General features: G+C 42.0%; 23 protein-coding genes and 1 tRNA gene. 12 read left to right on the top strand and 12 right to left on the bottom strand.

Translation table 11 applies throughout. The features are described 5' to 3' along the window. The first annotated feature begins 262 nt into the window (after nucleotides 1-262). The 5 genes from AACU32_RS38915 (at nucleotide 263) to AACU32_RS38895 (ending at nucleotide 5059) form a co-directional block, all read left to right on the top strand. Complete coding sequence (locus AACU32_RS38915; protein ID WP_096607543.1) at nucleotides 263-1507, top strand: glycoside hydrolase family 10 protein; 1245 nt, start codon at nucleotides 263-265, stop codon at nucleotides 1505-1507. Further along, the gene (locus AACU32_RS38910; RefSeq protein ID WP_096607542.1) at nucleotides 1507-2082 is read left to right on the top strand and encodes a hypothetical protein; all 576 of its coding nucleotides are present in this window, start codon (nucleotides 1507-1509) and stop codon (nucleotides 2080-2082) included. The genes AACU32_RS38915 and AACU32_RS38910 overlap by 1 nt, the downstream gene beginning before the upstream one ends. Beyond that, the gene (locus tag AACU32_RS38905; RefSeq protein ID WP_339378627.1) at nucleotides 2073-2378 is read left to right on the top strand and encodes a hypothetical protein; all 306 of its coding nucleotides are present in this window, start codon (nucleotides 2073-2075) and stop codon (nucleotides 2376-2378) included. The genes AACU32_RS38910 and AACU32_RS38905 overlap by 10 nt, the downstream gene beginning before the upstream one ends. A 298-nt stretch (nucleotides 2379-2676) precedes the next feature. Beyond that, nucleotides 2677-4926, top strand: a complete 2250-nt coding sequence (locus AACU32_RS38900; protein WP_096607541.1) for a GAF domain-containing protein — start codon at nucleotides 2677-2679, stop codon at nucleotides 4924-4926. A gap of 61 nt (nucleotides 4927-4987) precedes the next feature. Next, a tRNA-Lys gene (locus AACU32_RS38895) sits at nucleotides 4988-5059 on the top strand. A gap of 19 nt (nucleotides 5060-5078) precedes the next feature. Here AACU32_RS38895 and AACU32_RS38890 read toward each other — a convergent pair. The 5 genes from AACU32_RS38890 to AACU32_RS38870 form a co-directional block, all read right to left on the bottom strand. Beyond that, nucleotides 5079-5210: a hypothetical protein gene (locus tag AACU32_RS38890; protein ID WP_339378626.1), complete on the bottom strand. Its 132-nt coding sequence runs from the start codon at nucleotides 5208-5210 to the stop codon at nucleotides 5079-5081. Continuing rightward, nucleotides 5211-5405 (bottom strand): hypothetical protein, encoded by a 195-nt coding sequence (locus AACU32_RS38885; RefSeq protein ID WP_339378625.1) that lies wholly within the window; start codon nucleotides 5403-5405, stop codon nucleotides 5211-5213. Next, entirely contained in the window at nucleotides 5362-5511 is a 150-nt protein-coding gene (locus AACU32_RS38880; protein ID WP_339378624.1) for a hypothetical protein, read from the bottom strand. Before AACU32_RS38880 ends, AACU32_RS38885 begins: the two co-directional genes overlap by 44 nt. A gap of 31 nt (nucleotides 5512-5542) precedes the next feature. Next, nucleotides 5543-7387, bottom strand: a complete 1845-nt coding sequence (locus tag AACU32_RS38875; RefSeq protein ID WP_096607539.1) for an AAA-like domain-containing protein — start codon at nucleotides 7385-7387, stop codon at nucleotides 5543-5545. Nucleotides 7388-7636: 249 nt separating this feature from the next. After that, the gene (locus AACU32_RS38870; protein WP_096608366.1) at nucleotides 7637-9775 is read right to left on the bottom strand and encodes an AAA-like domain-containing protein; all 2139 of its coding nucleotides are present in this window, start codon (nucleotides 9773-9775) and stop codon (nucleotides 7637-7639) included. An 823-nt stretch (nucleotides 9776-10598) separates the two neighbouring features. Between AACU32_RS38870 and AACU32_RS38865 the strand changes: the two genes are divergently transcribed. From AACU32_RS38865 to AACU32_RS38855, 3 genes are all read left to right on the top strand, one after another. Next, complete coding sequence (locus AACU32_RS38865) at nucleotides 10599-11609, top strand: DUF2235 domain-containing protein (protein WP_096607537.1); 1011 nt, start codon at nucleotides 10599-10601, stop codon at nucleotides 11607-11609. Nucleotides 11610-11820: 211 nt separating this feature from the next. After that, nucleotides 11821-13449, top strand: coding sequence for a peroxidase family protein (locus AACU32_RS38860; RefSeq protein WP_096607536.1), 1629 nt, complete (start codon nucleotides 11821-11823; stop codon nucleotides 13447-13449). 90 nt (nucleotides 13450-13539) lie between these two features. Next, on the top strand, nucleotides 13540-14733 hold the full coding sequence (locus AACU32_RS38855; RefSeq protein ID WP_096607535.1) for a catalase: 1194 nt from the start codon (nucleotides 13540-13542) through the stop codon (nucleotides 14731-14733). Between the two features lie 302 nt (nucleotides 14734-15035). On the opposite strand, the gene AACU32_RS38850 is transcribed toward AACU32_RS38855, so the two are convergent. Beyond that, on the bottom strand, nucleotides 15036-15356 hold the full coding sequence (locus AACU32_RS38850) for a hypothetical protein (RefSeq protein ID WP_339378622.1): 321 nt from the start codon (nucleotides 15354-15356) through the stop codon (nucleotides 15036-15038). Between the two features lie 95 nt (nucleotides 15357-15451). On the opposite strand from AACU32_RS38850, the gene AACU32_RS38845 reads away from it, so the two are divergent. Then, nucleotides 15452-16240 (top strand): hypothetical protein, encoded by a 789-nt coding sequence (locus AACU32_RS38845; RefSeq protein WP_339378621.1) that lies wholly within the window; start codon nucleotides 15452-15454, stop codon nucleotides 16238-16240. Between the two features lie 120 nt (nucleotides 16241-16360). Here AACU32_RS38845 and AACU32_RS38840 read toward each other — a convergent pair whose 3' ends face one another. Further along, nucleotides 16361-18733: a tetratricopeptide repeat protein gene (locus AACU32_RS38840; protein WP_096607533.1), complete on the bottom strand. Its 2373-nt coding sequence runs from the start codon at nucleotides 18731-18733 to the stop codon at nucleotides 16361-16363. A 196-nt stretch (nucleotides 18734-18929) separates the two neighbouring features. Here AACU32_RS38840 and AACU32_RS38835 point away from each other — a divergent pair, with 196 nt between their 5' ends. From AACU32_RS38835 to AACU32_RS38825, 3 genes are all read left to right on the top strand, one after another. Further along, nucleotides 18930-19172, top strand: a complete 243-nt coding sequence (locus AACU32_RS38835; protein ID WP_339378620.1) for a hypothetical protein — start codon at nucleotides 18930-18932, stop codon at nucleotides 19170-19172. After that, nucleotides 19169-19408 carry a hypothetical protein gene (locus tag AACU32_RS38830; RefSeq protein ID WP_096607531.1) on the top strand — a complete coding sequence of 80 codons (240 nt, stop codon included), beginning with the start codon at nucleotides 19169-19171 and terminating at the stop codon, nucleotides 19406-19408. The genes AACU32_RS38835 and AACU32_RS38830 overlap by 4 nt, the downstream gene beginning before the upstream one ends. 94 nt (nucleotides 19409-19502) lie before the next feature. Further along, nucleotides 19503-19688, top strand: a complete 186-nt coding sequence (locus AACU32_RS38825; protein ID WP_096607530.1) for a hypothetical protein — start codon at nucleotides 19503-19505, stop codon at nucleotides 19686-19688. 265 nt (nucleotides 19689-19953) lie between these two features. Here AACU32_RS38825 and secA read toward each other — a convergent pair whose 3' ends face one another. From secA to AACU32_RS38800, 5 genes are all read right to left on the bottom strand, one after another. Next, on the bottom strand, nucleotides 19954-22746 hold the full coding sequence (gene secA, locus AACU32_RS38820) for a preprotein translocase subunit SecA (RefSeq protein ID WP_096607529.1): 2793 nt from the start codon (nucleotides 22744-22746) through the stop codon (nucleotides 19954-19956). Nucleotides 22747-23018: 272 nt separating this feature from the next. Further along, nucleotides 23019-24719, bottom strand: coding sequence for a group II intron reverse transcriptase/maturase (gene ltrA / locus AACU32_RS38815; protein WP_096607528.1), 1701 nt, complete (start codon nucleotides 24717-24719; stop codon nucleotides 23019-23021). 822 nt (nucleotides 24720-25541) lie between these two features. Then, a complete protein-coding gene (locus AACU32_RS38810) occupies nucleotides 25542-25907 on the bottom strand; it encodes a type II toxin-antitoxin system RelE family toxin (RefSeq protein ID WP_096607527.1) in 366 nt (121 codons plus the stop codon). Further along, on the bottom strand, nucleotides 25897-26154 hold the full coding sequence (locus AACU32_RS38805; protein ID WP_096607526.1) for a type II toxin-antitoxin system RelN family antitoxin: 258 nt from the start codon (nucleotides 26152-26154) through the stop codon (nucleotides 25897-25899). The genes AACU32_RS38810 and AACU32_RS38805 overlap by 11 nt, the downstream gene beginning before the upstream one ends. 69 nt (nucleotides 26155-26223) lie before the next feature. Continuing rightward, nucleotides 26224-26781 carry a cytochrome C gene (locus AACU32_RS38800; RefSeq protein WP_096607525.1) on the bottom strand — a complete coding sequence of 186 codons (558 nt, stop codon included), beginning with the start codon at nucleotides 26779-26781 and terminating at the stop codon, nucleotides 26224-26226. Nucleotides 26782-26858 lie beyond the last annotated feature (77 nt).

Raw genomic sequence — 26858 nt, 5'->3', positions numbered from 1 at the left:
CTAGCCCCTCTGCTAAAATGAGAGGGGAAAGGAGTAGCTTTTATTATTAGTGAGGAGCAAAAAGCCTAATTTAGCCTTACTCCTCCCTTTGCTTGAATAAGAGGGAGGTTAAATGGGTGAGGTTTTTATAATTCACGTTAACTTAATTACGAATTAGGAATTACGAATTATTTAGATATGAATACATAATCCGGATTCTTGCATTTTATTTTGTAGTTATATATATTCCTTGTATCCATTTAAAAGTAAGTCAAACCCACAGATGAATCGGTTTGCCCGCCGTTATTTTTGTTACTGGCTGTGTTTGGGATTAATTCTAATTTTAATCACATTTTCGCTTCCTTCTCATTCAGTTAATGACCAAAAAGCCAGTCATCTAACCACAACAGAAATTCGTGGGGTTTGGCTAACTAATGTTGCTAGTGGCGTGTTATTTGTACCTTGGGGTATTAACCGTGCTGTTAACCAACTCTCGGCACTGAACTTTAATACGATTTATCCTGTAGTTTGGAATCGGGGACATACTTTTTATAATAGTGCGGTTGCCAAGAGATTTATAGGTATAGATACCCAACCTTTTCTGAAAATTGTGCATGGTGGACAGGATGTTTTAGACAAGTTTATTAAACTTGCTAAACCTAAAGGTTTAAGTATTATCCCTTGGTTTGAATATGGGTTGATGACTCCATCTAATTCGGAATTAGCAAAGAGATACTCGGATTGGTTGACAATTGGGCAAGAAGGTATCAAATCAGTTAAAGAAATTCCCCCGGAGGAAATCGAAAATAATCATACTAGTAAGCAAGCTTGGCTGAACCCTCTACATCCGCAAGTTCAGGAGTTTATTCAAGAGCTAATTGTGGAAGTTGTGAGTAATTATGATGTAGATGGTATTCAGCTTGACGATCATTTTGGGATGCCAGTACAGTTTGGTTACGATGCTTTTACTGTTGAACTTTATCAGCAAGAACATCAAGGTAAAAGTCCGCCAAAAAATCCTTTTAACCCAGAATGGATGCGTTGGCGATCTGATAAAATTACTGATTTCATGGCAGCAATTTATCAAGCGGTGAAGGCGGTTAAACCTTATGCCAAAATTTCTTTGTCTCCCAACTCTCAAGCTTTTGCTTACAAATACTACTTACAAAATTGGGAAGATTGGATCAAAAAAGGTTTGGTGGATGAGTTGATTTTGCAGGTATATCGCGATGACAAACGTAGTTTTATCCGAGAACTAGAACAGCCTGCGGTGGAATTTGCGCGCAGTCAAATTCCTGTAGGTATTGGAATTACAACGGGAACTTTACGGAATTCTGTGGATATTGCGCAAATTCGAGAACAGGTGAAGGTAGTGCGCGATCGCGAATTTCCTGGTATTTCTTTTTTTTACTGGGAAAGTTTATGGGGTTATATCTCGCCGGAATCACCACAACAGCGACGCAGGGCTTTTCAACAGATATTTGAGGCTAAAGCTACAAGACCAATCCTACTACCAAAGAGAATTTGATGCTGTTTGCGCCTGCTAAAACTCAATTTAGCTTTACATTACAATGGACGATCGCCACTTTTAGCGGTTTTTTGGTGAGTTTGCTATTCATTGAAATTGGTGAAAAGCCCGATGTGGGGATTCTACAAGCTGTTATTGGCGCACTAGCGATCGCAGTAGCTCAAAGTCTCATTCTCAGACACACCAGCTTTGCTAGCAAATGGTTGTTTTTCACTGTAGTCGGTTGGATAGCGATCGCAATTATGGGTTTGGGTGTATTGGGTTGGATTGTACCTACAACTCAGTTCTTTCCCCAAAGAATCCTCATGGCTGCATTTTACGGCGCAGTCGGCGGTTTTGTCATTGGGCTAGCTCAATGGTTAGCAATTTACCAATCAGTTCCTTTAGCGTGGCGCTGGATATTCATTAGCCCAGTTAGTTGGGCGATCGCTATGTCTATTGGTTCCGCTATTGGGATAATTTTACGCCAAATTACCCAAATATTTTTAGGCGAAGTCATCGGTTTAGCGATCGCTTGGCTGGTAGTTGCAATTCTCACTGGTATGAATGCATATCAATTGGTTAATTGTCAATAGTTAATGGGCATGGGGCATTGGGCATTGGGCATGGGGCATTGGGCATTGGGCATGGGGCATGGGGCATTGGGCATGGGGCATTGGGCATGGGGCATTGGGCATGGGACATGGGGCAACAGTCTGTAGGGGCGGGTTTATTTAGATCATTGTTGATCCACGAGGATATCTGTGAACCCGCCCGTACAACCGTCAACCGTCAACCGTCAACCGTCAACCGTCAACCGTCAACCGTCAACCGTCAACCGTCAACCGTCAACCGTCAACCCCCATCTATGAAGAATTATCACAATTCTTGACGATCCTGCTTGCTTATACATACAATACGTGCAAAAATCTTAAGGAAATGTTAACAGTCAAATCTCGAAATCTCTTTACACTAATTTAGCCATTCATTTTCGCCTTCCATGAGTAAGAAATTTTTCAGCTTATTTATATAGGCTTTTCGAGATTTTTGATTGTAAATAGCAAATAGAAACAAAATATCAATAAATAAGGGCTGACAATCCTTTGCTTGAGGCGCTAAGGAGCATTTTTACAACACTAAAAATAAGAGAGCGCCTAGATGAGTAACTAATACCAGACAGGGATTCTCTGATGAATATTAATCAATCTGAATCAATTGTAGAGATGAAACCACTATCACCGCCTTATTTTCTCTTCGGAACAGATGCGGATAAAAGTAGTAGTGAGCAGTTTCTACTGAGCATATATGATTCTGGGCAAGCATCTATTTTTGTGGTTGATGTTCTGGAAGATGGGGATTTTCGGTATGTGGCGCTTAACCCTACTCATGAACGATGGATAGGTATTCGTTCAGATGAGCTTAAAGGTAAAAGACCAGAGGATATCCTATCACCAACGGATGCGGCTAGGGTACGCCAGCATTATAGTGATTGCGTGCGTTTTGGCAAAACCATTTCCTACGAACAATGTTTGCAATTTCAAGGAGTGAAGACTTGGTGGAGTACGACTCTGACACCATTGCGGGATGGTAACTCCAGGATTTACCGACTAATTGGCACTAGTAGTCATATTACTCCGGCAAAGCAGGGAAAGGTTATTGATAGACTTGGGCAGCAAAGAGCGCAATTAGTAGAAGAGATCGCCCAAAAAATTGGTCAATCTCCAGAGTTAGAGACAATTCTCTCACAGATAGTTCAACAAGCGCGGAATTTATTAGATAGCGATCGCGTTTTAGTTTACCGTTTTTTGGCTGATGGCAAGGATACGATCGTTGCCGAAGCTACTGTGGCTGCTAGCGGCTCGTTACTGGATAAAAATATCACAGATCCTTGCTTTAGCAGCAAAAATCGCGATCGCTATAAACGGGGTGGAATCCAAGTAATTGAAGATATTTATGCAGCTGGATTACATCCTTGCCAAATAGATTTTCTCGCTTCTTTGCAAGTGAGGGCGAATTTAGTTGTACCAATTATTGTACAGCAAGAGTTATGGGGGCTATTAATTGCCCAGCATTGCGGTAAACCCCATCAATGGCAAGATTCAGAAATTGACTTACTCAAGCACTTAGCAACTCAAATCGCCATTGCGGCGCAGCAGACAGAACTTCAGCAGCAAGTAGAACAGCTCAAAGCTGAGATAGAGTTGCAAAGACATAACTATACAGCCCAGTTGCAGAAAATTCAGGAATTCCAAGCACTAACGCGACGCATCACTGAAACAATCCGCGACAATGTAGACGCAAGCCAGGTACTAGCAACAGCAATTTCGCAATTAGCCGAATTACTCGAAAGCGATCGCTGTCACATTGAACTCTATGATCGTGATTGCACCATAGCAACCATTGCCTATGAGTACAGCAATAGCCCACCTTTCTGTGAAGGATTGAGTAAAACAGTTGCAGACTTTCCCGAAGTTTATCAACGACTGTTAGAAAAACAACCTCTGCATTCGTTGGAAATTTTACCGGAATGGCAACCAAAATTGCGAGTAATTACCCAGACAGCTTATCCGATTTTTGATGCTCAAGGAATAATCGGCAATCTTTGGGTGATTCGCGCCAGACAACAGCCATTTGATCAATGGGAAAATTGCATGGTGGCGCAAATCGCCAATGAATGTGCGATCGCCCTTCGCAAATCTCGGCTGCATGAAGTGATTCAAAGCCAGGCGAAAGAATTAGAAACTAGCGATCGCCTCAACAGCCAATTTCTCCGCACCCTAGCCCAACAACTGCGTACACCGATCACCAGCATCAGCCTTGCAGCCCAAACCCTGGAAGGTTTGCTGACAATCGAGAAACTTGCAGATAAAGACATAGTTTCCCAACTGTTGCAGATTCTTTATAGCGAGTGTGGAAGAGGTAGCAAATTAATTCACGACTTACTGACACTTACCCAAAACCAAACCCCATGCGATCGCCAAACCCTGATCGCCATCGACATCCAAACCTGGCTTCCCCCCATAGTCGAGTCATTTCGCGAAGTGACAGCTTGTCAGCGACAGCATTTAAAATTAGATATTGAAACAGCACTGCCAGCATTAGAAACAGATCTCACAGAATTAGAGCGCATTGTCACAGAACTTTTGAGCCATGTCTGCAAATACACACCTGCGGGAGAAACAATTACAGTATCAGTGCAATTGATAGCAGATATGATGCAGATTAGTTTCCACAACTCCGGATTAGAAATATCTGCCAAACAACGAGCAAGAATTTTCGAGCCGTTTTATCACATTGCCAAAAACGACCCTTGGAAACATAGCGGGACTGGACTAGAACTAGCATTAGTACAGAAAATGGTCAGACATTTAGGCGGTACAATTCACGTAGAAAGTGTAGCCGGGGGAACTACCTTTATCGTCAAATTCCCCATAGCCTAAATATTTCACCGATATAGCACTAGTAAAGCCGCCAGGAATTTGCTATAATCACTTTTCGTATGGGTGACTAGCTCAACGGTAGAGCATCGGACTCTTAATCCGCTGGTTCTGAGTTCGAATCTCAGGTCACCCATCTTTTGAAAGTCTTGAAATTATTTAGATAGCGATCGCATTTTCAATGAAGCTTGAGAGTGAGTGGATGCAATGCCTACGGTGGTAAGACATACACTGTTGCCGATGATGGTTGAGATAAGCGATCGCAAAATTTCATCAGCTGTACTCACTCAAATCACGACGTTCATCGAGAACATGACGACGTTCGTGATGAAAGCGATCGCGTTGGTGACGAATCTAATTACGTTCGTGATGAAAGCGATCGCGTTGGTGACGAATCTAATTACGTTTGTGATGAAAGCGATCGCGTTGGTGACGAATCTAATTACGTTTGTGATGAAAGCGATCGCGTTCGTTACCAACATAACCACGTTCGTGATGAAAGCGATCGCGTTGGTTACCAAGCAAGCGGCTGAGATTAAACTGATGTTTGAGACGAGGAAATGCGATCGCACTATTTTCTAAAACCAAATGGGCGATGATATTACTGAATTTGTCAATATTATTTAATACGAATGTCTTTAGAATTGGTATTGATATAATGACTGATAGCGCGACTAGTTCGCCAAGCTATAATGGACGCGATCGCAAATGACACCAGCATACTCACAGTCACGATTAATCTCTCAACTCCTTTAGTATGCTCTACAGAGATTGTCCTTTCGACCTCTTTAACTTCAGCATTTTCTAAAATGTTAGTCAGTGTTTGAGAAAGCTGCTCTAGCCGCATAGCTGTGTCGCCGTGCATAATTTTGAGCAACCGCTTTCGGACTGAGTCAATTTTCTGCGGCTGCACGTTTTTGGCATCAATCTCCCGCAACACAGGCTCTATCTGATTAACATAAGAGTCTAGGTTAGTTGCATAATCCTCCAATAAAGCCTCGAAAGTAGTAATTGTTGCTGCTAATGCTTGAGGTTGTGCGTCAATAAAACCATTAATTTGTGACTCGAAGCGCTTAGCTTTCTCTACACTTTTTAGAAAGTCAGCTTTTTTAGTTTGTAATATTTGTGGATCTTCTAAGACTGCGACTAAGTTGAAGCTATATAATTGTGCCCCGATAACTGCGTTTTTATAATTGGTAAGTAGTTGACTTTGCTCATGAGCTTGGTTAAATTGCCTAACTTCTCTTCCCCGGTAATAGTTTGCGATTACCAAACCTATGATCGAGCCATTCAACGCAATTCCAATTGCTACAACATACCCATAGCCAATTTTTTGTTCTATCGTCCAGGATTTCGCTGGCAGATTTTCTCGAATCCACTTATTATTAAAAACTTCTTGGTAGATACGATTCCGTACACATAAAAAACCATGTTTGGGTCTTACAATACCTGAAAGCTTCAAGTGGGATATAATAAAAGATTGGTCTTCATCGGAAATGGGAGGCTTACCTTGGCGGATCTTTCGATATGTACTTAAGAGATAAATCTTCTCTGGTGCCCACTTAACTAGCATATCGCGTACAAATTGCAAGTTATTATCTTGCATACTCATCACACCAAAAAAAGTGCTGCTCACTATTTGGTCTATGAGGACTTCATTAAAAACATAAGATTGTCCTGCTGCTTCTAATCCTTCAGATTTCATGTGTTTTAATAAAACACCACACAAACGCTGGGTTAAATATGGGTGTCCCCCCGTCCACTTCAGCACCCACCGAAGCACTTGCTTTGCCTCCTCCGTAGGCAAACTCAATCCATCAGCCAGGGGTAAAGCTTCCTCAAAAGTAAAATCAGTTAAATCCACACGTTGGCCAATGTTAAACGGCGTGCGCCTGGGATCGCGAATTAAATCGCTGGGAGTTGCCACACCAATCAAGACCCAAGAGAGACTCTGAAACTCAGGATTAGTCGCACGGGCAACGTAGAGATAACGAATCGCTGCATAGAAATCATCTGTAAACTCTAGGCTGAGAGTGGTATCAATCTCATCGACAAAAATCACCACTCGTTCCTTTACCTCAGCCAGTAACACCTGCTGACAGAACAGCGTCAGCCGTTGCGAAACTCCCAAATATTCGTGTTCTTGCCACCAACTCACCACATCTGTATTAAACATGAGTTGGTCATCCAGCTTCACCAAAAAGCCAAAGTACCATTGTTCTGCTGTAACCTGCGCCCCCAATTCCTGAAGGTCAACAATAACAGCCCGTATCCCCTCCTCTGCCAATGTTTGCGCCGTGCGTACCATCAAACTCGACTTGCCCATCTGGCGCGGCGTGAGGACATAAGCAAAAGTTGCGTCCCGGCATAAATTCAATAATTCCTCATCAGCTTGGCGGGGAATGTAAATCCCACCACCAGCCTGCACCGTCCCGCCGACTGTGTAAATGGTTGGTTTAGACATGATTATTCCCCCCTTGCCCACTTATTCTTTAACTGGATTGCAACGCCGTCGTCACCCCACCCCTTGGCAAGGCTACAGTGTACACACAAATCGGAGTTACTTTGAGATCCGGGTTTTACCCCCCTTAATCCCCCCTTATAAAGGGGGGAAACCGGAAAAACTAGTTCCCTCCCCTTTATAAGGGGAGGGTTAGGGTGGGGTAATTCGAGGACTGGTAATGATTCGATAACTTGTGTGTACACCTTAGCCTCACCCACGAAGATTCTCCCGGAAATAATCAGCGTAAAGTTGACAACGCGGGATCACTGTTCTCCCCTCCCGGCGCACCAAACCCGCACCCCGCAACCTAAAGAAAACGCGCTCATCATCGCAAGTATTATGGCGAATTACCTGAAGCATACTTTGCACCAATTCCGCTTTACTATGCAACCTAAACAAATGGTTACGCAAATGATTACCAAAGGGGCCATTATCCGCCGTGGCTTTGGCAAATAATTCGGCAGTGGTGAAGCGCTGACTGGCTATTACATAAAGCGCCAACCGCACTAAATAAGGATGTCCATTCAGCAACGCCATTAACTGCTGTGCTTCATTCGAGTTCAGCGGTGAACTGTGACGGCGATTGAGGTCTGTAACTTGTGCAGCGGTAAAATCTTCTAAGTCAATTACCTCGCCCACATTAAACGGCGATTGGTTGAGATTATCAATTAATTGGTAGGGTTCGGTGGAAGTCACCAGGGCTAAATCGAGTTGCTTCCAAATCGGTGTGGTGGCGCGGTTGTTGTGCCAACTGCGAAGCATTCCAAAGAAATCGGAACGAAATTCGGTATCAAAAGCCCTCTCGACTTCATCCATTGCTAACACCAAGGGCTGACCAAATTCTTTCAATAAATAGCGCCCAATATAGCGGGTGCAACACTGATTATTACTTAACTTGGGATTCCAAAATTCATCAACTCTATCCGCCATTTCTATTTCATCCGTTAGCCAAGAGCAGAATTGCCGAAAGAATAAGTCAGCATTAGTTAAGGCTGCTTGATCAAATAATTGAAAATCCAAGAAAGCCACCCGCTTACCTGCTTTTATCGCCGCGTTACAGGTGCGAATTAACAAGGAACTTTTGCCCATTTGTCGGGGGCCTTTAATGGTGATTGTCACACCTTGTCGCTGAATTGCATTTAAAGCTAGAACATCACAAGCGCGTTCCACATAAAACTGAGACTCGCTATCCATTGTCCCTTCTGGCATTTCCAGCGATATCGGCTGTGCGGAAGGAAATGGCTGAGGTAAAGCTGATGCTTGACGTGGCTGAAGTATATCAGCTTTATTTGAGTTTGCGATCGCCAATTCACCCCCAGAAATCGCCTGCATCAATTCGGCAATCAAGCGCGGTGTATCCTCGGCATTTCGCCAAATTGCCCAATTAATCCCATCAAGATAAGCACTCAAAGGATACTGAAACGGTTCTAGATACGCCAGCCGCACGGGGAGAATCATCGGTTTTCCGCCTTGTTGTTTAGCCATGCGGTTGGCGGTAGCAATTTCCGCTTCTACCATCTCACTGTGGACAGAATGCTCGGAAAGGAAAACAATCAAAAAATCGGCTTGGTAAAGTTCAGCTTCAATGCGTTCAGCCCAGCGTGTACCTACCGTGATAATTTGGTCGATGAAAACTGTGTGATGTTGAGCCAGCGCTTGGTAGACTTGCAACGCAATCGGCTCATCGGGGGTAACATTACGCTTGTAGCTGATGAAGATACGTTTGGGTGAGGAGTTGGGGGAGGGGGAAAGGGATGAGATTTCTGGTTGTGGTGCTTGTTGTGTAAGTGGGGGTTTACGGCTTTTTAGCACAGGGGTTGCATATTCGGGGATATTTTCTAAATCAATGGCAATTCGCCCAAACTCATAAGCATCATCGTAGGATCTACCTGCCCCTAGAGCATCATAAAACCCGACAGCAAATTTAATTGCCGCGCGATCGCCGATCGCTTGATTCATTCCCACTACATAATTAATATGCTGGTAAATCGCCTCAGCTTGCGCCTCACTATAACAGGCGTTTAACACCACACACTCTATGCTGTCCTGAAATAAGTTAAACAGCCTACCGAGTGAATCTGTACTCACCAGCTGCAACTTTCCGGTATCATCTTCCAAAACCAAACCTTTATCCCCTTCTCCATGTCCAGAGAAATGGACAATCTGAGGTTGATGATCTAAAAGCGATCGCCGCAAATCCTCAGGACGCACAGCCCATTTTGTAATCATCTCAAACTGCTCTCGAATCCGGGCACGTTCCAACCCCGCCTGAATTTCCCTTACTTCCTCATCCAAGCGCCGTCTCGCCGTATTCTTAGGATTTGCTGATAAAACCAGGATTTTTTTCACAATGCCATTCAGTATTGCCACTAGGCTTTGTCTTTAGTTGCAGTTTACTACAGCAGAGTTATGGAGAATTACGCGCAGTGTTAAGAATGTTGGGGGGAGGGGGGAAGGGGTAAAGGGGAAAGGTGAAGCTAGTGGCAAATGAGATCTAAATACTCGTTAAAGGACATCCAATTTTTTAAATACCCATTAAGACCCCGCCCTTAATTGTAGTGCGAGCGTCTCGCTCGTTAGTGTTCTCATTTGTAGTGCGATCGTCTCGCTCGTTGGTGTTCTCATTATTTAATACGTGTAATTATTTACTTATATTCTGACGGTATTTATTAAGTAATAAATCGCACTAATTTTATTACTTAAATAAGTCAGTAACAAAAAAATAATGTAGATAAATAAATAAATATAAATTTATATTGAAAGTGTGTTTTTACTGAGGTAATGGTAACTAGAATTATTGACGTTGCGTTGTCGCGCAGCCTGAAAAAAACGCTATTTTATAGTACTTTGGGAACCACAGCAAAGCATTGGCTTATCTACATTGAAATTTGTGAACATAGGTTTAAATTTTACGCTGACTTACTTACTTATCTTGTGAATCTGTACAGATTATTACAAGAGAAAAATTACCAAAAATAAAAAGGTAAGTAAAAAGAGTACAAAAATATACTAAACATATGTTAGATTCATGTCTATTGTTTTTCCTGACTCCAGAGGGTAACCCTCAGAGTAGGGTAAGCAAATGAATGTGTATGTGATCCCAATGACAAGGCTGACAGGTGGAAAATGCGTGATCGTTTAACAGATCTAAAAAATTACTCAATGTCGAAGTATGAAACGCTTAGTTGTCTGCTGTGATGGAACTTGGCAACAGTTAACCAATCCTTACCCAAGCAATGTGGTGAAGTTAGCTCAATCCGTCAAACCAATTGCCAAGGACGGAGTAGCGCAGATCATATTCTATGATGAGGGGGTTGGCACTGATAGTCAAAAAGTTTTAGGTGGAGCAACCGGATTAGGAATCGATAAAAATATCGAAGATGGCTATCGGTTTCTTTGTCTCAACTATGTTCCGGGTGACGAAATTTATCTGTTTGGCTTCAGTCGTGGTGCTTACACAGTCAGAAGTTTAGCGGGGATGATTTATTGTTCAGGTCTTCTAGAACGTCCCCATGTGACTAAAGCACATGAAGCTTACGAACTGTACCGGACACGAGGTATTAAACCAAAGGATAAAGAAGCAGTAGAATACCGTCAAAATTATGGCGATCGCGTTCCGATCACCTTGCTGGGTTGTTTTGACACTGTTGGTGCGCTGGGTATTCCTGGGTTAGCCGCCTTTAAAAAGTTTCACGATCAGATCAATCAGCGCTACAGATTCCATGACACTACTTTAAACAAAAGTGTCCAGAATGCACTGCACGCTGTAGCCATTGACGAAATGCGGGAAATCTTTGATGTCACTCCCATGCAAAAGCACCCTGAAGCCCAAAACCAGAAAGTGATTCAAAAGTGGTTTCCCGGCGATCATGGTTGCGTTGGCGGTGGAACCAAAGAAAAGAGCGGGTTATCAGATGCAGCCTTAGAGTGGATGATTGATTCTATCGGTCACCTAGGATTGGGGCTGGACTTGGATACAAATGTGATTCCCACAGGTATTCACCCTGATTATGAATGTGAGTTTAAGAACGATCCGGGATTCTTTAAATTGGCAGGAATCAAGCTGCGTGATGTTGGCGAAACGATAGAAGATCTTCATGAAAGTACAGTCAAGCGGTTGAAACTGCGCAAGGACTATCGACCCAAAAATTTACAAAAGATTATTCCCAAAATCTTGGATTAATTGTTCAAAAGAGATTCTAGGTTCAAGCAAAACACCTAACACATACACGAAGAGTCTCATGTCTGATTGAGAACAGTATGATAATATCCCTGTGGAAAAGATTGCAAAAAGAGCCAAACTTGTCGGTCAGTAGATAGCGACTGATTGGCGCGGCTTGTTGACAAAACTGAGAGAAAATTGAATACAAAATTGGAAAAAAAGAGGAATAATTATGACTGGTAAAAGAGACACATCTAAAGACGGATTCAGCAACAAACTGCAAACATTTGTTTTAACAAACTTTAAAGGAATTTGGGAGTTAGTCCAAAGCAATGAATCGCTAAAACGTAAAGTGAATAAAACACTGCTCAATAGTCTCATCTACAAAATTCCGACTCGTCCCAATCCCTACAGTATGATGACACTAGATGAGCATATTCCTGATACTAAAATTCCTAAGAAACTTGATACTTATACTTCTTGGGAATCACTTAACGATCGCACTTATACCGGACGACATTTACCACCCGATCCCAAGTTCAATTCTGAGGATAACCTCCCAAAAGTTGAAGACCTAGCTGTTTTATTTCGTAAAAGAGATGGTCAAACCATTTACTCTACCAAATCAAGTATGCTGTTTCCCTATTGGGTCCAGTGGTTTACTGATAGTTTTCTCCGCCTGGATAATTACAATAAATTAAAAAATACTTCCAATCATGAAATTGATTTATGTAATGTTTATGGTTTAACCAGAAAACAAACACACCTTTTAAGAACCTTTGAAAAAGGTAAATTAAAAACTCAAAAACTCAAACGCCAAGATGGTGTAGAAGAAGAATATCCTCCGTTTTATTATGCCGATCCAGCGCAGGGTCTAGTTGACTCTCAATTTATTGGTCTTTATGAACCCATCAATGATGAAAAAAGGCAGCCAGCAGATAAAAAACAATATCTGTTTGCGATGGGAGTCGAACGAGCAAATGTGCAAATTGGCTATGTCATGCTCAATACTTTATGTTTGAGAGAACATAATCGTCTATGTGATGTATTAGCAAAAAATTATCCCGATTGGGATGATGAACGTCTCTTCCAAACTGCCAGAAATATTCTCATGGCAATTATTCTCAAAATCATCATGGAAGAGTACATTAACCATATCACTCCCTATCACTTTAAGTTGTTTGCTGACCCGGAAGCTTTTATTAAAGAAAGTTGGTATCGTCCTAATTGGATGGCAATAGAGTTTGACTTTGTTTATCGCTGGCATAGTGCAATTCCAGAAACCTTTAAATGTGACGGTAAACCCACTCATGTTGCTGCTACTCTTTGGAACAATAAGATATTAATTGATCAAGGATTAGGGGCATTAATGGAAGAAACTTGTTCCCAACCAGGGACAAGAATTGGTTTATTCAACACTCCTGATATCTTAGTTGAGTTAGCTGAGTTACCCTCAATTAGATTGGGGCGGAAGTTACAATTAGCCAGCTACAATGATTATCGGGAAATGTGTGGTTTTCCCAGAGTAACGAGTTTTGAGCAAATTACTGGTAATGAATTTGCGCAACAGAAACTCAAAGATTTATATGGACATGTTGATAATATTGAGTTTTTTGTGGGACTCTACTCTGAAGATGTGCGGCAAAATTCAACGATTCCTCCTTTAGTAGCACGGTTAATTGGAATTGATGCTTTCTCTCAAGCACTAAACAATCCTTTACTATCACCCAATATCTTTAATAAGGAGACTTTTTCTCCTGTAGGTTGGGAAATAATTCAAAATACAAACACCGTCTCAGATTTAGTTAATCGCAACGTTCCGCCCGCAAACAAGAAGTACAAAGTTAGTTTTGACCTTTAAGAAATTATCAGATTATTCCACATGGCGAGCGCCATGTGGAATAATCTGAATCAGGCGCTAGAGAATTGATGAATTAATCAACTTAAAAAAATGAACCTATTTACCGAATACCCAGAAAAAGACGAAGCCAAATATTGCGCTCTCATGAGTGAGCTAGTCAAAAAGAACATGGACAACCTTTACAAAGGTGAAAAGCAAAAAATTGCCAAGAGAGATACTCACTCAAAAACCCACGCTGCTGTTCAAGGTACGCTAGAAATCTTTGATTTTGATGAAGCAGGAATTAAGCAGGAATTAAGCAAACTCACTTCATTAACTGAAGCTCAACTTTCTGCAATTTCTCTAAAACAAGGTTTATTTGCACAACCGAAAAAATATCCAGTTTGGCTACGATTTGCCAGTGGTGCGTTTTCAGTTAAGAATGATTATGAAGGAGATACGCGCTCTATGGCCGTAAAAGTCATAGGGGTAGAAGGAGAACGACTAGCGCAAAGTCACGAGTTAAAAACCCAAGATATTATAGTCCACAATACTGAACTCTTTTTTATTAGAACCATCAAAGATTTCCACAGCTTTTTCTTGGCAATTTATCGAGCTGGTCTGTCTCCAATTCTCAAGCTGTTGGTGCTTTTATGGCTAAAGTTGCATCCCTACGAAACTACACTTTTACAAACCAGTTTCAAACGGTTTCCCAAGACTTTGCTAATAGAACGCTATTGGAGTGCTTCGGCGTATGCTGTAGGACTAAAATCTGATTTTGATCCATCCCAACCAGGTCGAGTTCCTGTGGAATATCCGGCTGTAATTAAATATGGATTTATTCCGGTTTCCAGCCAACCACCTCATCAACCACTTCCTCTAGAGTCCAGACCAGAAAGTGAACTAAAGCAAGCTAAAGCATCAGGTGCAGAGGACAACTACTACCGAGATGATATCATTCAAACTTTAGCAAAACCTGAAGCTGAATACACTTGGGACTTTCAAATTCAATTTCAAACTAAACCAGAGATGTCTATTGATGATACTACTATTCCTTGGAATGAAGCGGAATCACCTTTCTTTACAGTTGGTCGTCTGACAGTTAAACATCAGCAGGTTGATTCTCCCCCAGAAAATGACTTTGGGGAAAATCTCAGTTTTTCTCCGGGAAATGGTCTAGCAGTACATCGTCCTGTCGGTGCGATTAATCGATTACGCAGCATTGTTTATCCTATTGTTGCTAACTCCCGTCACAGTAAACGAGGAGTCAAATATCAGGAACCAACAGATGAGGTAAAACTTTAAGCGATCGCGCAACTAGTGGTTGATCGCATTAATTCTCTAGGTATAACTAGTTTGTAGTCAGGACTTCAATTGGTGGCTTTGGAAGCACGATTTGTGCTTACTAAAAGCACAGAACTGTTAAAATATCCTCTCGGAGGATACTCAAATTTTTAGTTGGACTAGGGCGATCGCACAGCTAATACAAAAAGTGATCGCATTTTCAATGAAGCTTGAGAGTGAGTGGATGCAATGTCTACGAAAAGGCTGAGGTAAAGCTGATGCTTCCCGTGGCTAATGTTCCCTACTATGTAGATAATTCCAGCCTAAATGAACTGTTTAAAAATATGGAGCGATCGCTTATAAAATACTGAGATAGGTTTGCTCAGAATTATTGGCAAAACCCGCAACTTTCGATTTTTCAGATCCGGTTCTAACCCTAAAACTTCCATAGGTGTAACACCCAAAAGAGCATAGGGTACATCCGTTAGTTCCAAACAATCAAAAGTGCCTTGGCGTTCTCCAATACTTAGTTCAACATCTCGGAAAATTCGCCCTTGCTGCATTCCCGCAGCCGTCTCTACCTGAGCTTCTCCACCTTGGACTAAACCTAATTGACTAATAATGCTCTCAAACTGCAACGCCATATAAATAGTTATGGAGTGATTATTTTCAGTCCGTACTAACTTAATAAGAGATACTCCGGATGAGATTCCAATTGGTATTCTTCGTGATCAGTTTTGTGACAAACTCAGCATGGCAAATTCAAGATATGAAGCAATGTGCGAAGAGTCATGAAAACTCTGTTGAAACTGGGCGAAATTATTTTGTTTTTCAGCAACGCTTTGCGGTTAAATCCAGACGAGTTTATGCACAGGAACTCAGCTTCCAGCCCAATTCTGCCTATAAAAAAGAGTCAATTCACGGTTTTTCAGTCTGGATCGCTCAGGATGTGCTTGAACACAAGCAAAAAGCTAAAGAGATGCTCAAAGAACTAGATTGGCAGCTTCTACGAATAACTCGTGTTGTGCCTCCCAAGCCACTGTCCGCCTTGCAAAAAGTCCGGATCTGGGTTGAGTGGGAAAAGCAAAACGGGGCTGCTGAATTCCACGCTTCTGCAGAATGGCTCAGGCACAATGGCTACAACCCCGATAAGGCTGGTTGTGTTGAGGTGTCAAACACCCGCAACTTCGTCAATTGGTCTCGTAGTGATCAGCCCTGGATAATTTTGCACGAGCTAGCTCATGCCTATCATTTCCTCATACTTGGTAATCTGTATCCGGGTATTGAGGCTGCCTATCAGCACGCAGTGGATAGCAGATTGTATAAATCTGTCGATTACATCAAGGGTGGCAAACGGAAAGCCTATGCTCTGACAAATGCCAAAGAATACTTTGCCGAGTTGTCAGAAGGATATTTTGGGAAGAATGACTTCTACCCTTTCACGCGCACTCAATTGAAAAAATACGATCCAGTAGGCTATCAGCTGATGGAAAAAACTTGGGGCAAGCCTAATAACTCCAGCGTATAAGTAGCTCAACCTAATTAAACGTCAAATGTCATTACGAGCGGAACGCAGTGAAGCGAAGTAATCGCCAAGACTCTATTTTAAGTTTTTCAATGTTGACCTACTTATTTCATTTCACTCTATTTAATTACTTTCACCATTGTCCCTTGCACGTTGTACCTTCTCAACTTGCTTGAGCGCTTCTACTTCTCTAAAGAGTAGAATCGCTTTATCAAAATTTTCCTGACTTTTTTCTAATTCTTCCATCTTTTGATAAGTCAATGCCAATTGATAGTAAGCTTTAGCAAGGTCACATTTAGCACCTATTTTCTCCAGCAGTTCTATCGCTTTTGAATGATAAGAAAATGCTGTTTCAAATTCTTGCTGTTCTCGATAAAGTTCTGCTAGACCAGTTAAAGCCCTAGCTTTAATTTCAGTGTAATGGTTCTCATCAGCAAAAGTAACAGCCTGATTGTACATTTGAAAAGATGTTTTGATATCTCCTAAGTTTTTATAAGTTAATCCTAGAAATATAAATCTATGTCCTATAGCCCATTCATTTAATTCATCTGAATCATCTTTTGATGGATTATAACTTTTATTCGCAAAATCTTGTGCTTTTTCTTTAAAGGATGTATTTGAATATATAAAAGCTAAAGAATAGTATGCTTCTATTTGAAAATTATAATGATTTTTTTGCTGAGAAATTTCTAAAAGCTTTAAAAAAATTTCTTCTGCTTCTTGCATTTCTAATAAATCTATTTTACAAAGACCCTTGCCTACTAATGAGACCATATAAAACCTATCTAATATTAAATCATTCTGGCTATTAGTATTTGCATGTAAGCATTCTATATGTAATATTTCTGCATTTTCATACTCCCTAAGGCTTTCAGAAAGATTACCAACAATCCAATAGCTTACAGCAAGATTAAGGTGAATGCTTGTCAAATTTATTCCACGTAAAACATTACCAATTATTTGAGTTCCTGCTAATATCAGTTTTTGTAATAAGCCTAATGTCCGAAGTGAAGTACCTAGATTTTCTCCACCTTCTAAATTATGCCATTTCCATTTTGATTGTCTTTTATATACAATTACACTACAAGCCGCTTCAAAATCATCAATAGCTAAATAATGATAGTAAGCTTCAAAAGCTTGTAATGCTTCTTCAAGAATATCAACCTTATTAACACTATTTGTCCAAAATTCTGCTGCGTTACGGTTTGCTGTCTCCCAATCTTCACTTACTCTCAGTTTATTTATTGCTTCTTCTCTAATCACTGGATGCAACCAGTATTTGCCATTTTGAAACTCTACTAAAGAGCGATCGCGCAAAGAATTAACTACGCGCAGATGTTGTGACTCTGGCACATCCCATAGCAAAGAAAAAAGCCCATCAATCGGAACTGTTGCAATATCTTGATAACGATAACATCCTAAACGGCAGAGGAGTTTAAAAGCTGGAGAGTGGTGTTGTGACAAACGATTAAGCTGACTGGTGACTAAATCTCTTAAATCAGCCTCAACTAACAAATCTCCCTGATTCATTTGCCAATACTGCTCTACATTGCCTGCATAATCTACTTGAATAGCACCAACAATAATTTCCATTGCTTTAGCATTTCCTCCGTAGGCATTATGCATAGCACTCAAGGCTGAAGAATTTGTTTGAATATTGCGGCTGTGAAAATATTGTTGCCATGTATTAACAGACAAACCTTCCAGAATATAATTCCAAACAGAAACATCAGATTCATGTAGGCGATCGCGGCTGGTAATCAGCGTCAAGGACTGCAAACTTGCATCGGCTAAAACTCGCAATAGCTCTACATAGCGGCGGTGAGGCTTGATAAATTTACCATTCTCATCCAGTGCGGGTTCAAGATTATCAATTAAAACTCCAATTCTTTGAACCTGAAGTTTCTGCCGAAAGCGTTCGAGTGATACGCCAAACTCCCGCCCTGGTTCTTCATTAAGTTGGCGTAGCCGTTCCTCAAGTAAACTTTCGATGGGAGTAATATTCTCGGTTTCTTTGGCAATCGGAAACTCTATATAAGAACCAAATTTTTGCTTGAGATAATTTCTGGCTAAAGTTGTCTTACCTACACCACCTTTTGCTTGAATCAGGATAACTTTTGCACCTTGGCTGTAGAAGTCGTTGACATCTGCGATCGCACTTTCACGCCCGACAAAATTATTATCTGGTATTCTCTTCTGAGTTATCGGTTCTAATGTTGCGGTTTCTATAGAAGTTTTACCACCTACTAACTCTGGCTTGTACTGCTGAAAAAGAGCAATCAAATCAGCACGTTTTGAACGGCGTTCGTCTGGAAACTCATTTTCCAAACCAAACTTCCCAGAGATGATGCTGATGTATTGTCTTACCGTTGCTGTAGTAATATTTCGGGATTTGGCGATCGCTTCATCTGTCTCTCCAGCCAAAAACTTGATCAATACTTCCCGTTGCTTGTGTGTTAACTCGTTGAATGCTTTGTCAAACTGTCCTTTACTCATATTTTTATGCTAGATGCAAACGGCTTCACAAGTGTTTACTGGACTTGTTTATTAAGACTCACAGTTTTGTGCAGTCGGTGTTTATTCAACCAGTGCAACTATGAAATTAAGCCGATATCGGTTTAACAAAGCAACAACAAAACAACAAACCACTAAGTTGCTCAAAATTATCTCAAATACCAGGAGGCAAAAAGTAATGAGTAGTTTCGAGAAGATTTCCGCCCTCATAGCTGTCATCGGTTTGAGTATCCAGTTTTCCGGGTTATGTATTCAGTTTACTAGGTCTTTCGACCCACCTAAGTTAAATAAAGTACAAACACCAATGCTTCAAACAACCTCTGATATTAAACAAAGCAAAAGCTATATTGCTGGCTGTACTGAAGCTTTGATATTTTCCAACTCCCAACATTTAACTCTGACACAAGGGGAAACACCATGAAAACCACTGTAGATAATAGTTACAATCTCCTATTTAAGTGGACTTGTAAGGGACTGAAATATTTTCTACTGACTTTGTTTGGTTTTGTAATGGCCTATGTCATTTCTCAAGTTTTTGGGGCTGACACAATTGTGCAGATGCTTTTATCTCCAATTGTCAGGGAATGGCTTTTACGCATTGCAGTACTGCTCTTATGTGGTTTTGCGATCGCCATAATCTATGAGTCTACGCGCTAATTCTCTATGGAGATTTTTTTCACCTATGCAATATTCGATGAGATTACCTGTCCAACTCACTAAGCACATTAAAGAAATATGTTTGAGCAAAAGTATGAGTATTCAACGCCACACTGCTTTAATTCCAGTTGCACTCAGCACTATCTCTTTGGTTTACTACTTGACAGTTTTTGCAAAAGTGCCAATTCATCTAACCCTAACTACTTCTACTTTTACTGTGAAGATGATGGTTGAAATTCATCCCGATAAATGTATACATAAACCAGAGATTTACCGCTAAAAGTGTTGCTAGCTAATGGCTTCTAAAATTATGTTGTTTCATAAATTTAAAGCAACACCCTCAACAATTTCTGATTTTTTACTTGTCGAATTGAGTGTATCCTCTAAAAGCAAAAACCAGTCAAGAAGTCTAATTTTTTCAGACTTCTTGACTGCTATTTCTGTATTATCGGCTATTGTCCAGAGGTTGTAGGGGCGGGTTAAGCCAGATAGTCATAAATCATTGGATCGTATCTGTGAACCCGCCCCTACGAGAAATGCGGGTTTTAAACCATCTCAGATGAAGTCTGCACTACAGGCTGCGGCTGGGGTTGGAACATGAACAAGGAGTAAACCACATCTCGGCGGATGTTGACCATCATATCCAAGAAGAGTTCATAACCTTCGCTCTTGTACTCAATCAGCGGATCTTTTTGACCGTAACCACGCAAGCCGACAGATTCGCGCAGTGCATCCATTTGTTGCAGGTGTTCGCGCCACAGAGTATCAATCCGTTGCAAAATAAAGAAGCGTTCGGCTTGGCGCATCAATCCCGGCTGAATTTGGTCAATCTGGGCTTCCTTCATGTCGTAGGCAATTCTTACCTGTTCATGGAGAAAAGCTTTAATTTCCGCGATCGCCATATCTTCTAATTGACTTGGTTGTAAGTCCGCTAGCAGATAGACAAATTCTTTAACCTTTTCCACCAACTTTTCTAATTCCCACTCTTCTGAGGGCAAATCTGGGTTGATGTAGTAAGTAACGATGTCATCCATCGTTTTTTCGGCGTAGGTGATCACCTGTTCTTTTAAATCTTGACCTTCTAGCACCCGGCGGCGTTCGGCGTAAATGGCGCGACGTTGGTTGTTCATTACTTCGTCGTACTCAAACACCTGCTTGCGGATGTCGTAGTAGTAGGTTTCAACTTTTTTCTGTGCGCCTTCCAAGCTGCGAGTTAACATACCCGATTCGATTGGCATATCTTCTTCGACGTTGAAGGCGTTCATTAATCCCGCAACGCGATCGCCACCAAAAATACGCAACAAGTTATCTTCTAAACTGAGGAAGAATCTTGTGGAACCAGGGTCACCTTGTCTTCCCGCCCGTCCGCGCAATTGGTTGTCAATCCGGCGCGATTCGTGGCGTTCTGTACCAATTACGTGCAAACCGCCTAATTCTACAACTTCTTCGTGTTCGCGGGTAGTGAATCGTTCATATTCGTGCTTGACAAGGTTGTAAGCAGCCCGCAATTTTTGGATTACAGGGTCATCAATGGGGGCTTTTTCGGCGGCTACAGCTACTTTTTCTTCGGCTTCTAATTCCGGTAAACTGCGATCGCCATATTCCCGCACCGCCAAATCTACAGCTTCTTTTAATTGCTGTTCGGCTTCTTTGGACAACTGTGTGGGGAAAATTTCTGGCGAAGCTTTCCAAGTTTTCACTTTTTTGCCGGGGACAAAGCCTTGTCCGCCACCAGTTCCCGTTGGCAAACCTGATGCCCTTTGAATACCAAAGGTGTCCTCATCTTCTGGCTGCACAATCCGGGGCATAAAATATTCCCGCAGCTTCAACCGCGCCATGTATTCGGAGTTACCACCAAGGATGATATCAGTACCTCTACCAGCCATGTTTGTGGCGATAGTCACAGCACCCCTGCGTCCTGCTTGGGCGACAATTTCGGCTTCCCGTTCCACGTTTTCCGGACGCGCATTCAGTAATTCGTGGGGAATTTCCATCTGCTTCAGCAGTTTGCTGAGATACTCAGATTTTTCCACACTGGTAGTACCTACTAACACAGGTCTACCGAGTTGGTGCATTTCTGCACATTCTCGCGCGATCGCTTGCCATTTGCCTGGTTCTGTCTTAAAAACCATATCAGACAAATCTTGCCGTCTTCTAATCCGGTTGGTAGGAATGATTGTAACTTCAAGTTTGTAAATTTTTTCAAACTCTGCTTCTTCTGTCTTGGCTGTTCCCGTCATTCCCCCCAGTTTGGGATAAAGCAAGAACAGGTTTTGATAGGTAATCGTCGCCAGAGTTTGAGTTTCCGGCTGAATTTCTACGTGTTCTTTAGCTTCAATGGCTTGGTGCAATCCATCACTCCAACGCCTTCCGGGGAGCACGCGACCGGTAAATTCATCAACAATCACCACTTCGCCGTTGCGGACGATATAGTTTACATCCTTAAGGAACAATTCTTTAGCTTTAATCGCATTAAATACAAAGTGCGCCCAAGGATCTTCTGGGTCAAATAAATCTGTTACACCCAACAAGTTTTCTGCTTCCGCAAAGCCTTCATCTGTCAACAGCACGTTCCGCGCTTTTTCATCTACCTCATAATGCTCATCTTTTTTGAGAGTAAAAGCGATTTCGGCTGCTTGCAAATATTTTTCTGTCGGTCTTTCTACCTGTCCAGAAATAATTAGAGGTGTCCGCGCCTCATCAACTAAAATTGAATCTACCTCGTCGATGACGCAGTAATTAAATGGGCGTTGCACCACATCTGCCATTGATGTCGCCATGTTATCCCGGAGGTAATCAAAACCTACCTCACTGTTGGTAACATACGTAATATCACATTCATAGTTTTTCTGACGTTCACTGGGAATCATGTTCGCCTGAATTAGACCCACACTCAATCCCAGGAAGCGATGCACCTGACCCATCCATTCCGCGTCCCGACGTGCCAGGTAATCGTTTACGGTAATAACGTGTACACCTTTACCAGTTAGGGCATTTAAATAACTCGGCAAAGTCGCCACCAGGGTTTTACCTTCCCCAGTTTTCATTTCCGCGATTTGCCCAGTGTGCAGAATCACACCGCCCAACATTTGGACATCAAAGTGCCGCAAGCCTAAGACTCGCCGTCCTGCTTCCCGAACCACCGCAAAAGCTTCCGGCAGAATATCATCAAGGGTTTCCCCTTTGGCAAGCCGCTGTCTAAACTCGCCTGTTTTGCCTTTCAACTCATCATCGGAAAGGGCTTTAATTTCTTCCTCTAAGAGGTTAATTTCCGCAATGTAAGGTTGGTATTTTTTAAGTTTACGAGCGTTGGGATCGCCCAACAAGTTTTTTAGCATGGCAGGTTATGGCACTAAATAAAGGGGGATGGGAATTAAAGTTTTGGCATAGATTATAAAAATTTAACCCAACCCAGCTCTTTTGGTTGTTGATGGGTAGGAAATGAGAATTAACTCACAAACAGCAAAAAGGCTGGCCAATCAGTTTACTAAATGATTGGTTTTATTTCATTATGTTATGTTGTCGGGTAGGGCAGGGGCATTTCTGTCCCTTTCCCCCCTAAGAACCGTGCTTACAGGTTTCCAAGTACACGGCTCAAGCAAGTCAATAGCTACCATATTAGTACTTCCTCTGATTGGGAGGAGTATTTCGTATGATTGGAATGGATTTGTTGATGGCAGTAGTAATGCACTAATTGTAGATTGGCAAGATTATTTTTGCCGTTTTGGTGTCGGGGGGTGATGTGGTGTCGGTGAAGAGTTTCACCGTTGAATAGGGATTCATGACACACTGGGCAGAGATAGTCTTGTTTTTTTGCTATCTTTTGGTTATTGGGTTCTAGAGTTTGGAATTTGCTCTTTTCTCTTTCAGCCCAGTATTGCCTTAGTTCCGGGTCATCGGGTGAGGATGTACCTTTTACTAGGGTGTGTCTTTCTATTTTGAACCAGGAAAATTTTAACAGGATTTTATTGGATGCTTTGTTGCCAAAAACCCAGTTATCCATCCTGTCTAGGTTCAATCTTCCCCAGTATTTTTTCTCCCGCCACTTGTCCGACTTGTTAGGGTGCATTCTCTTGGTGTATCTTTTTTCCCTAATGTACATCCAGCAGTCAAGACTACTGAATGCTTCTGCGGAAACTCCTACGCGGAGATAATTAGCTATTCCCCTGATGATGGGGTTTAGTTTATCTATTAGGTAATCGATGTTCTGGCTTTTATTTTCTAGCCATACTTGTCTGATTTTGTTCCGCACATTCTGCATGGTTTGTTTACTGGGTTTTATCAGTAGTTTAAATCCTGTTTTCGTGTTGGATACAGGGTATTGTCTGACGTTGAATCCAAGGAAATCGAAACCTTGTATGAGGTGAACGATTTTTGTTTTCTCCTCAAAGAGGGAAAGTCCTCTGTCTTTCATCCAATTACTCAGGATGTCTACTGTTTTTTCTGCATCTTCTTTGGTTTCGCAGAATACTACAAAGTCATCAGCATATCGGACAATGGCGCGTTTACCTATTAGTTCGCCTCTATTATTGTGTTTTATGCCTAGAGCTTTTTCCAGTCCATGCAGGGCTATATTGGCTAAAAGAGGACTGATGATTCCGCCTTGGGGAGTTCCCGTTTCGGTTTCACAAAAAGTCCCTTTATCCACGTACCCCGCTTTTAACCATAGGTTGATTAATTTCCTTGCTGGGAAATTTCCTATGACTTTCATTAAGGGTTCATGGGAAATATTATCAAAACAACCCTTTATATCCGCATCAACTACCCACTTTTTTGCCCTATGGGGACACGCAATACCATATATTTTTGTTATTGCATCGTGAGCGCTTCTGCCTGGTCGAAAACCGTAGCTGCTACCTTCAAATTTGGATTCCCAGTATGGCTCCAATGCGTTTTTTACAATCGCCTGTAGGCATCGGTCTATGATACTCGGTATTCCAAGAGGGCGTTTCTTGCCATTAGCCTTTGGGATGTACACCCTCCTAGTGGGATATGGTTTCCAAGGGATAAATTTGGTTAGTATATCTACTAACAATCCTCTGGCTGCTGGCGTTTTTACCACTAGCTTATCCACACCTGGAGTCTTTTTACCCTGGTTGATTTGCGTCACTTTTCTTACTGAGATAAGAATGTTTGAGTAGCTTCGCATTAGCAACCTTTGCAGGTTGCGAACCAGTTTCAACTTCCCAGACCTTGTAGCCTTGAATATTCTTTGTCTCAATCGCCTGACTACCTTATTGGCTTTGCGCCATTTGACGCAATTCCATTGGGTAGTTCTCTCAGTTACATTCGCATTCCTTACGGATTGCATCCAACTTTTCCTTTTGAGTTAGGTAATTTTACATCGGTATTCAAGAGACTCACCTGCCATACGTCAGCACTCTTTCGAGTTGAGTATTACTCTATCTGTCCGGTTACTTATTCCCGTTGCCTTTCGGCTGACAGCATTCGCTTTTTATGGCATCCTTTTCCCACTGAGGAGTTCGGGTTGGATTACTCCTTCCTTACTAGTGACATAGGTCTAGCCTCTAGACCCCATTGGGCTTACTTCGTTCCACACGTATGAGATGCGATTGAGTTAGGTACTCTCTATATTCCGGGGAGTTTGGTGTCCTAGCATTAACCAGTCCAGAGGTTGTTGCCTTTTAACAAGAAAATAGTCGTTTTCTTGCCCTTTCCCAACACTGTCGTTGTATCAATTTCTTGATCACAGCCACTTGCAACAGCCTTGAATTAACGAAACCTAATTGAGAGTTCATTTTCATTTACCTTATCAATCTTCCTCTTGCCTCCCCCCGAATGTGGTTATCAGGAAAGGTTAGGCTTTTCTCTTTAGCTGTGAAACAAGGTAATTACTTACCTTGCCCCTTTGAGATGAGGACAAGCGTTGGACACTCGCTTGTAAATATCCTTCGGCATCGGTGCAATAATTTTGCTTTGGTTAAGACCTTATCCAGTCAAGATATTTAACTCAATACGTGCGACATCGAATCGCACTGGACTTTATTCATAGTATCATTTCACCCCCAGCTGAGGCAGAGAAAGCCCACCATGCTCAAGTAGCGATTTCACCCATTTGGGGCATGGGGCATGGGGCATTGGGCATTTGTTTCCCTTGTCCCCCCTCATGCCTTCACCCTTCCTCACCTGAAAAATCAGCGACAATGGCGCGAATTTCATTTGCGCCGATATCTTCTTGGTCGGATTTAGAATAAATCGTCAGTAGCAAAATACTTGTAGGTGATTCAAGTTGATAAATGAGGCGGTATCCAGCACTTTTACCTTTTTGAATATTGCTGTTGCGAACTCTCACCTTGTAAACAACATACTCCTCACCCAGACCGCTAATCTTATCTCCGACAACATTTCCTTGTTGTAGTTCCTCGATAATTGGTTGAACATCAGAGCGAATATTGCGAAATCTTTTAGAAAGGTCACGCAAGTTTTGTTTATATTCAGGAGTTAAATCGATGAATACCGATGGCTGTTCATTCGGCATCAATTCCCTCCCACATTTGGGATAGTGGTAGGCGTTGTCCTGCTTTGGCTTGCTGTAAGGCTCTCCTCAGGCTGGCTTTAATTTCCTCAACGGGTGTATCATCAGGGTCAATCTCTGCTACTTCTGAGTGTTCTGGAATCAACACAATCACCTGAACCTGATGAGGATAACTCGTTTCCTGAATCGGCTCATCGAGAATTAGGTTTCCCTGAGCGTCAATCCTACCAGTAACTGCGATCGCTTTCATCTGCCATCTACCTGATTTTGTAGCAGATCCTAACACGCCCAAATTCAGTCAACGGTCAACCGTCAACAATCACGGCGAGTTCTCCATTTCCGGACTCAGGCGGCGGAAATTGTAGTCACCTGCGCTGGGATGACAGCTAACACAACTATTAATTTGTACAGGACGTGGTAGTTTGACTTTGGGATGTAAGGCTTTAAAATAACGTGAATTGTTGACGCGATAAGCTGTTTCTTCGTCTTTGCGCTGGGGACGAGAAAAAGTTTGCAGATACCTCCACACTAAAACGCGGGGCGGATCGATTAATGGCTGTAGCTGTGCGCCGTAATGCTGGGAGTCTTCCAAAAGATTTTTCCAGGTTTGGCTAGGTAAAACTGCTGGCGGTAAAGCAATGTGACAAGTTGAGCAGTTTTCTAAATACAAGTCTTGCCCCAGTGTATATTGGGCAGGTACTACGTCAACAGTGCCAATTTCTGTATTAGGGGTAGCACCTTGGACATTGCTAGCTTGGGCTAACAGCCAGCCCATTGCTAGGCTCCATGCCAATACTACCAAAAGTAACCCTAAGGGTTGGCGTTTAAATTTGCGATCGCCTTTCGGGCGAGTTCTCCGCTTGAGCAGATTTGACATACCTCACATCCCCAAATTCACAACCTATAGCACTGATATTACAGATATTGCGCTGCCAGATCCCCGACTTCTTCAAG

Source organism: Calothrix sp. NIES-2100, assembly GCF_963875285.1.
Classification (GTDB): Bacteria; Cyanobacteriota; Cyanobacteriia; order Cyanobacteriales; family Nostocaceae; genus Aulosira.
Note: the sequence above shows the minus strand (reverse complement) of the source record. Positions and strands in the feature narration are given on the sequence as shown.

Coding starts and splice junctions, on each gene's coding strand:
- AACU32_RS38915 (WP_096607543.1), top strand. CDS start 263: ATGAATCGGTTTGCCCGCCGTTATTTTTGTTACTGGCTGTGTTTGGGA.
- AACU32_RS38875 (WP_096607539.1), bottom strand. CDS start 7,387: ATGTCTAAACCAACCATTTACACAGTCGGCGGGACGGTGCAGGCTGGT.
- AACU32_RS38910 (WP_096607542.1), top strand. CDS start 1,507: ATGCTGTTTGCGCCTGCTAAAACTCAATTTAGCTTTACATTACAATGG.
- AACU32_RS38860 (WP_096607536.1), top strand. CDS start 11,821: ATGACTGGTAAAAGAGACACATCTAAAGACGGATTCAGCAACAAACTG.
- AACU32_RS38810 (WP_096607527.1), bottom strand. CDS start 25,907: ATGCCGAATGAACAGCCATCGGTATTCATCGATTTAACTCCTGAATAT.
- AACU32_RS38865 (WP_096607537.1), top strand. CDS start 10,599: ATGAAACGCTTAGTTGTCTGCTGTGATGGAACTTGGCAACAGTTAACC.
- AACU32_RS38885 (WP_339378625.1), bottom strand. CDS start 5,405: ATGTTGGTAACGAACGCGATCGCTTTCATCACAAACGTAATTAGATTC.
- AACU32_RS38900 (WP_096607541.1), top strand. CDS start 2,677: ATGAATATTAATCAATCTGAATCAATTGTAGAGATGAAACCACTATCA.
- secA (WP_096607529.1), bottom strand. CDS start 22,746: ATGCTAAAAAACTTGTTGGGCGATCCCAACGCTCGTAAACTTAAAAAA.
- AACU32_RS38855 (WP_096607535.1), top strand. CDS start 13,540: ATGAACCTATTTACCGAATACCCAGAAAAAGACGAAGCCAAATATTGC.
- AACU32_RS38830 (WP_096607531.1), top strand. CDS start 19,169: ATGAAAACCACTGTAGATAATAGTTACAATCTCCTATTTAAGTGGACT.
- AACU32_RS38805 (WP_096607526.1), bottom strand. CDS start 26,154: ATGAAAGCGATCGCAGTTACTGGTAGGATTGACGCTCAGGGAAACCTA.
- AACU32_RS38825 (WP_096607530.1), top strand. CDS start 19,503: ATGAGTATTCAACGCCACACTGCTTTAATTCCAGTTGCACTCAGCACT.
- AACU32_RS38800 (WP_096607525.1), bottom strand. CDS start 26,781: ATGTCAAATCTGCTCAAGCGGAGAACTCGCCCGAAAGGCGATCGCAAA.
- AACU32_RS38840 (WP_096607533.1), bottom strand. CDS start 18,733: ATGAGTAAAGGACAGTTTGACAAAGCATTCAACGAGTTAACACACAAG.
- AACU32_RS38850 (WP_339378622.1), bottom strand. CDS start 15,356: ATGGCGTTGCAGTTTGAGAGCATTATTAGTCAATTAGGTTTAGTCCAA.
- ltrA (WP_096607528.1), bottom strand. CDS start 24,719: ATGCAATCCGTAAGGAATGCGAATGTAACTGAGAGAACTACCCAATGG.
- AACU32_RS38835 (WP_339378620.1), top strand. CDS start 18,930: ATGAGTAGTTTCGAGAAGATTTCCGCCCTCATAGCTGTCATCGGTTTG.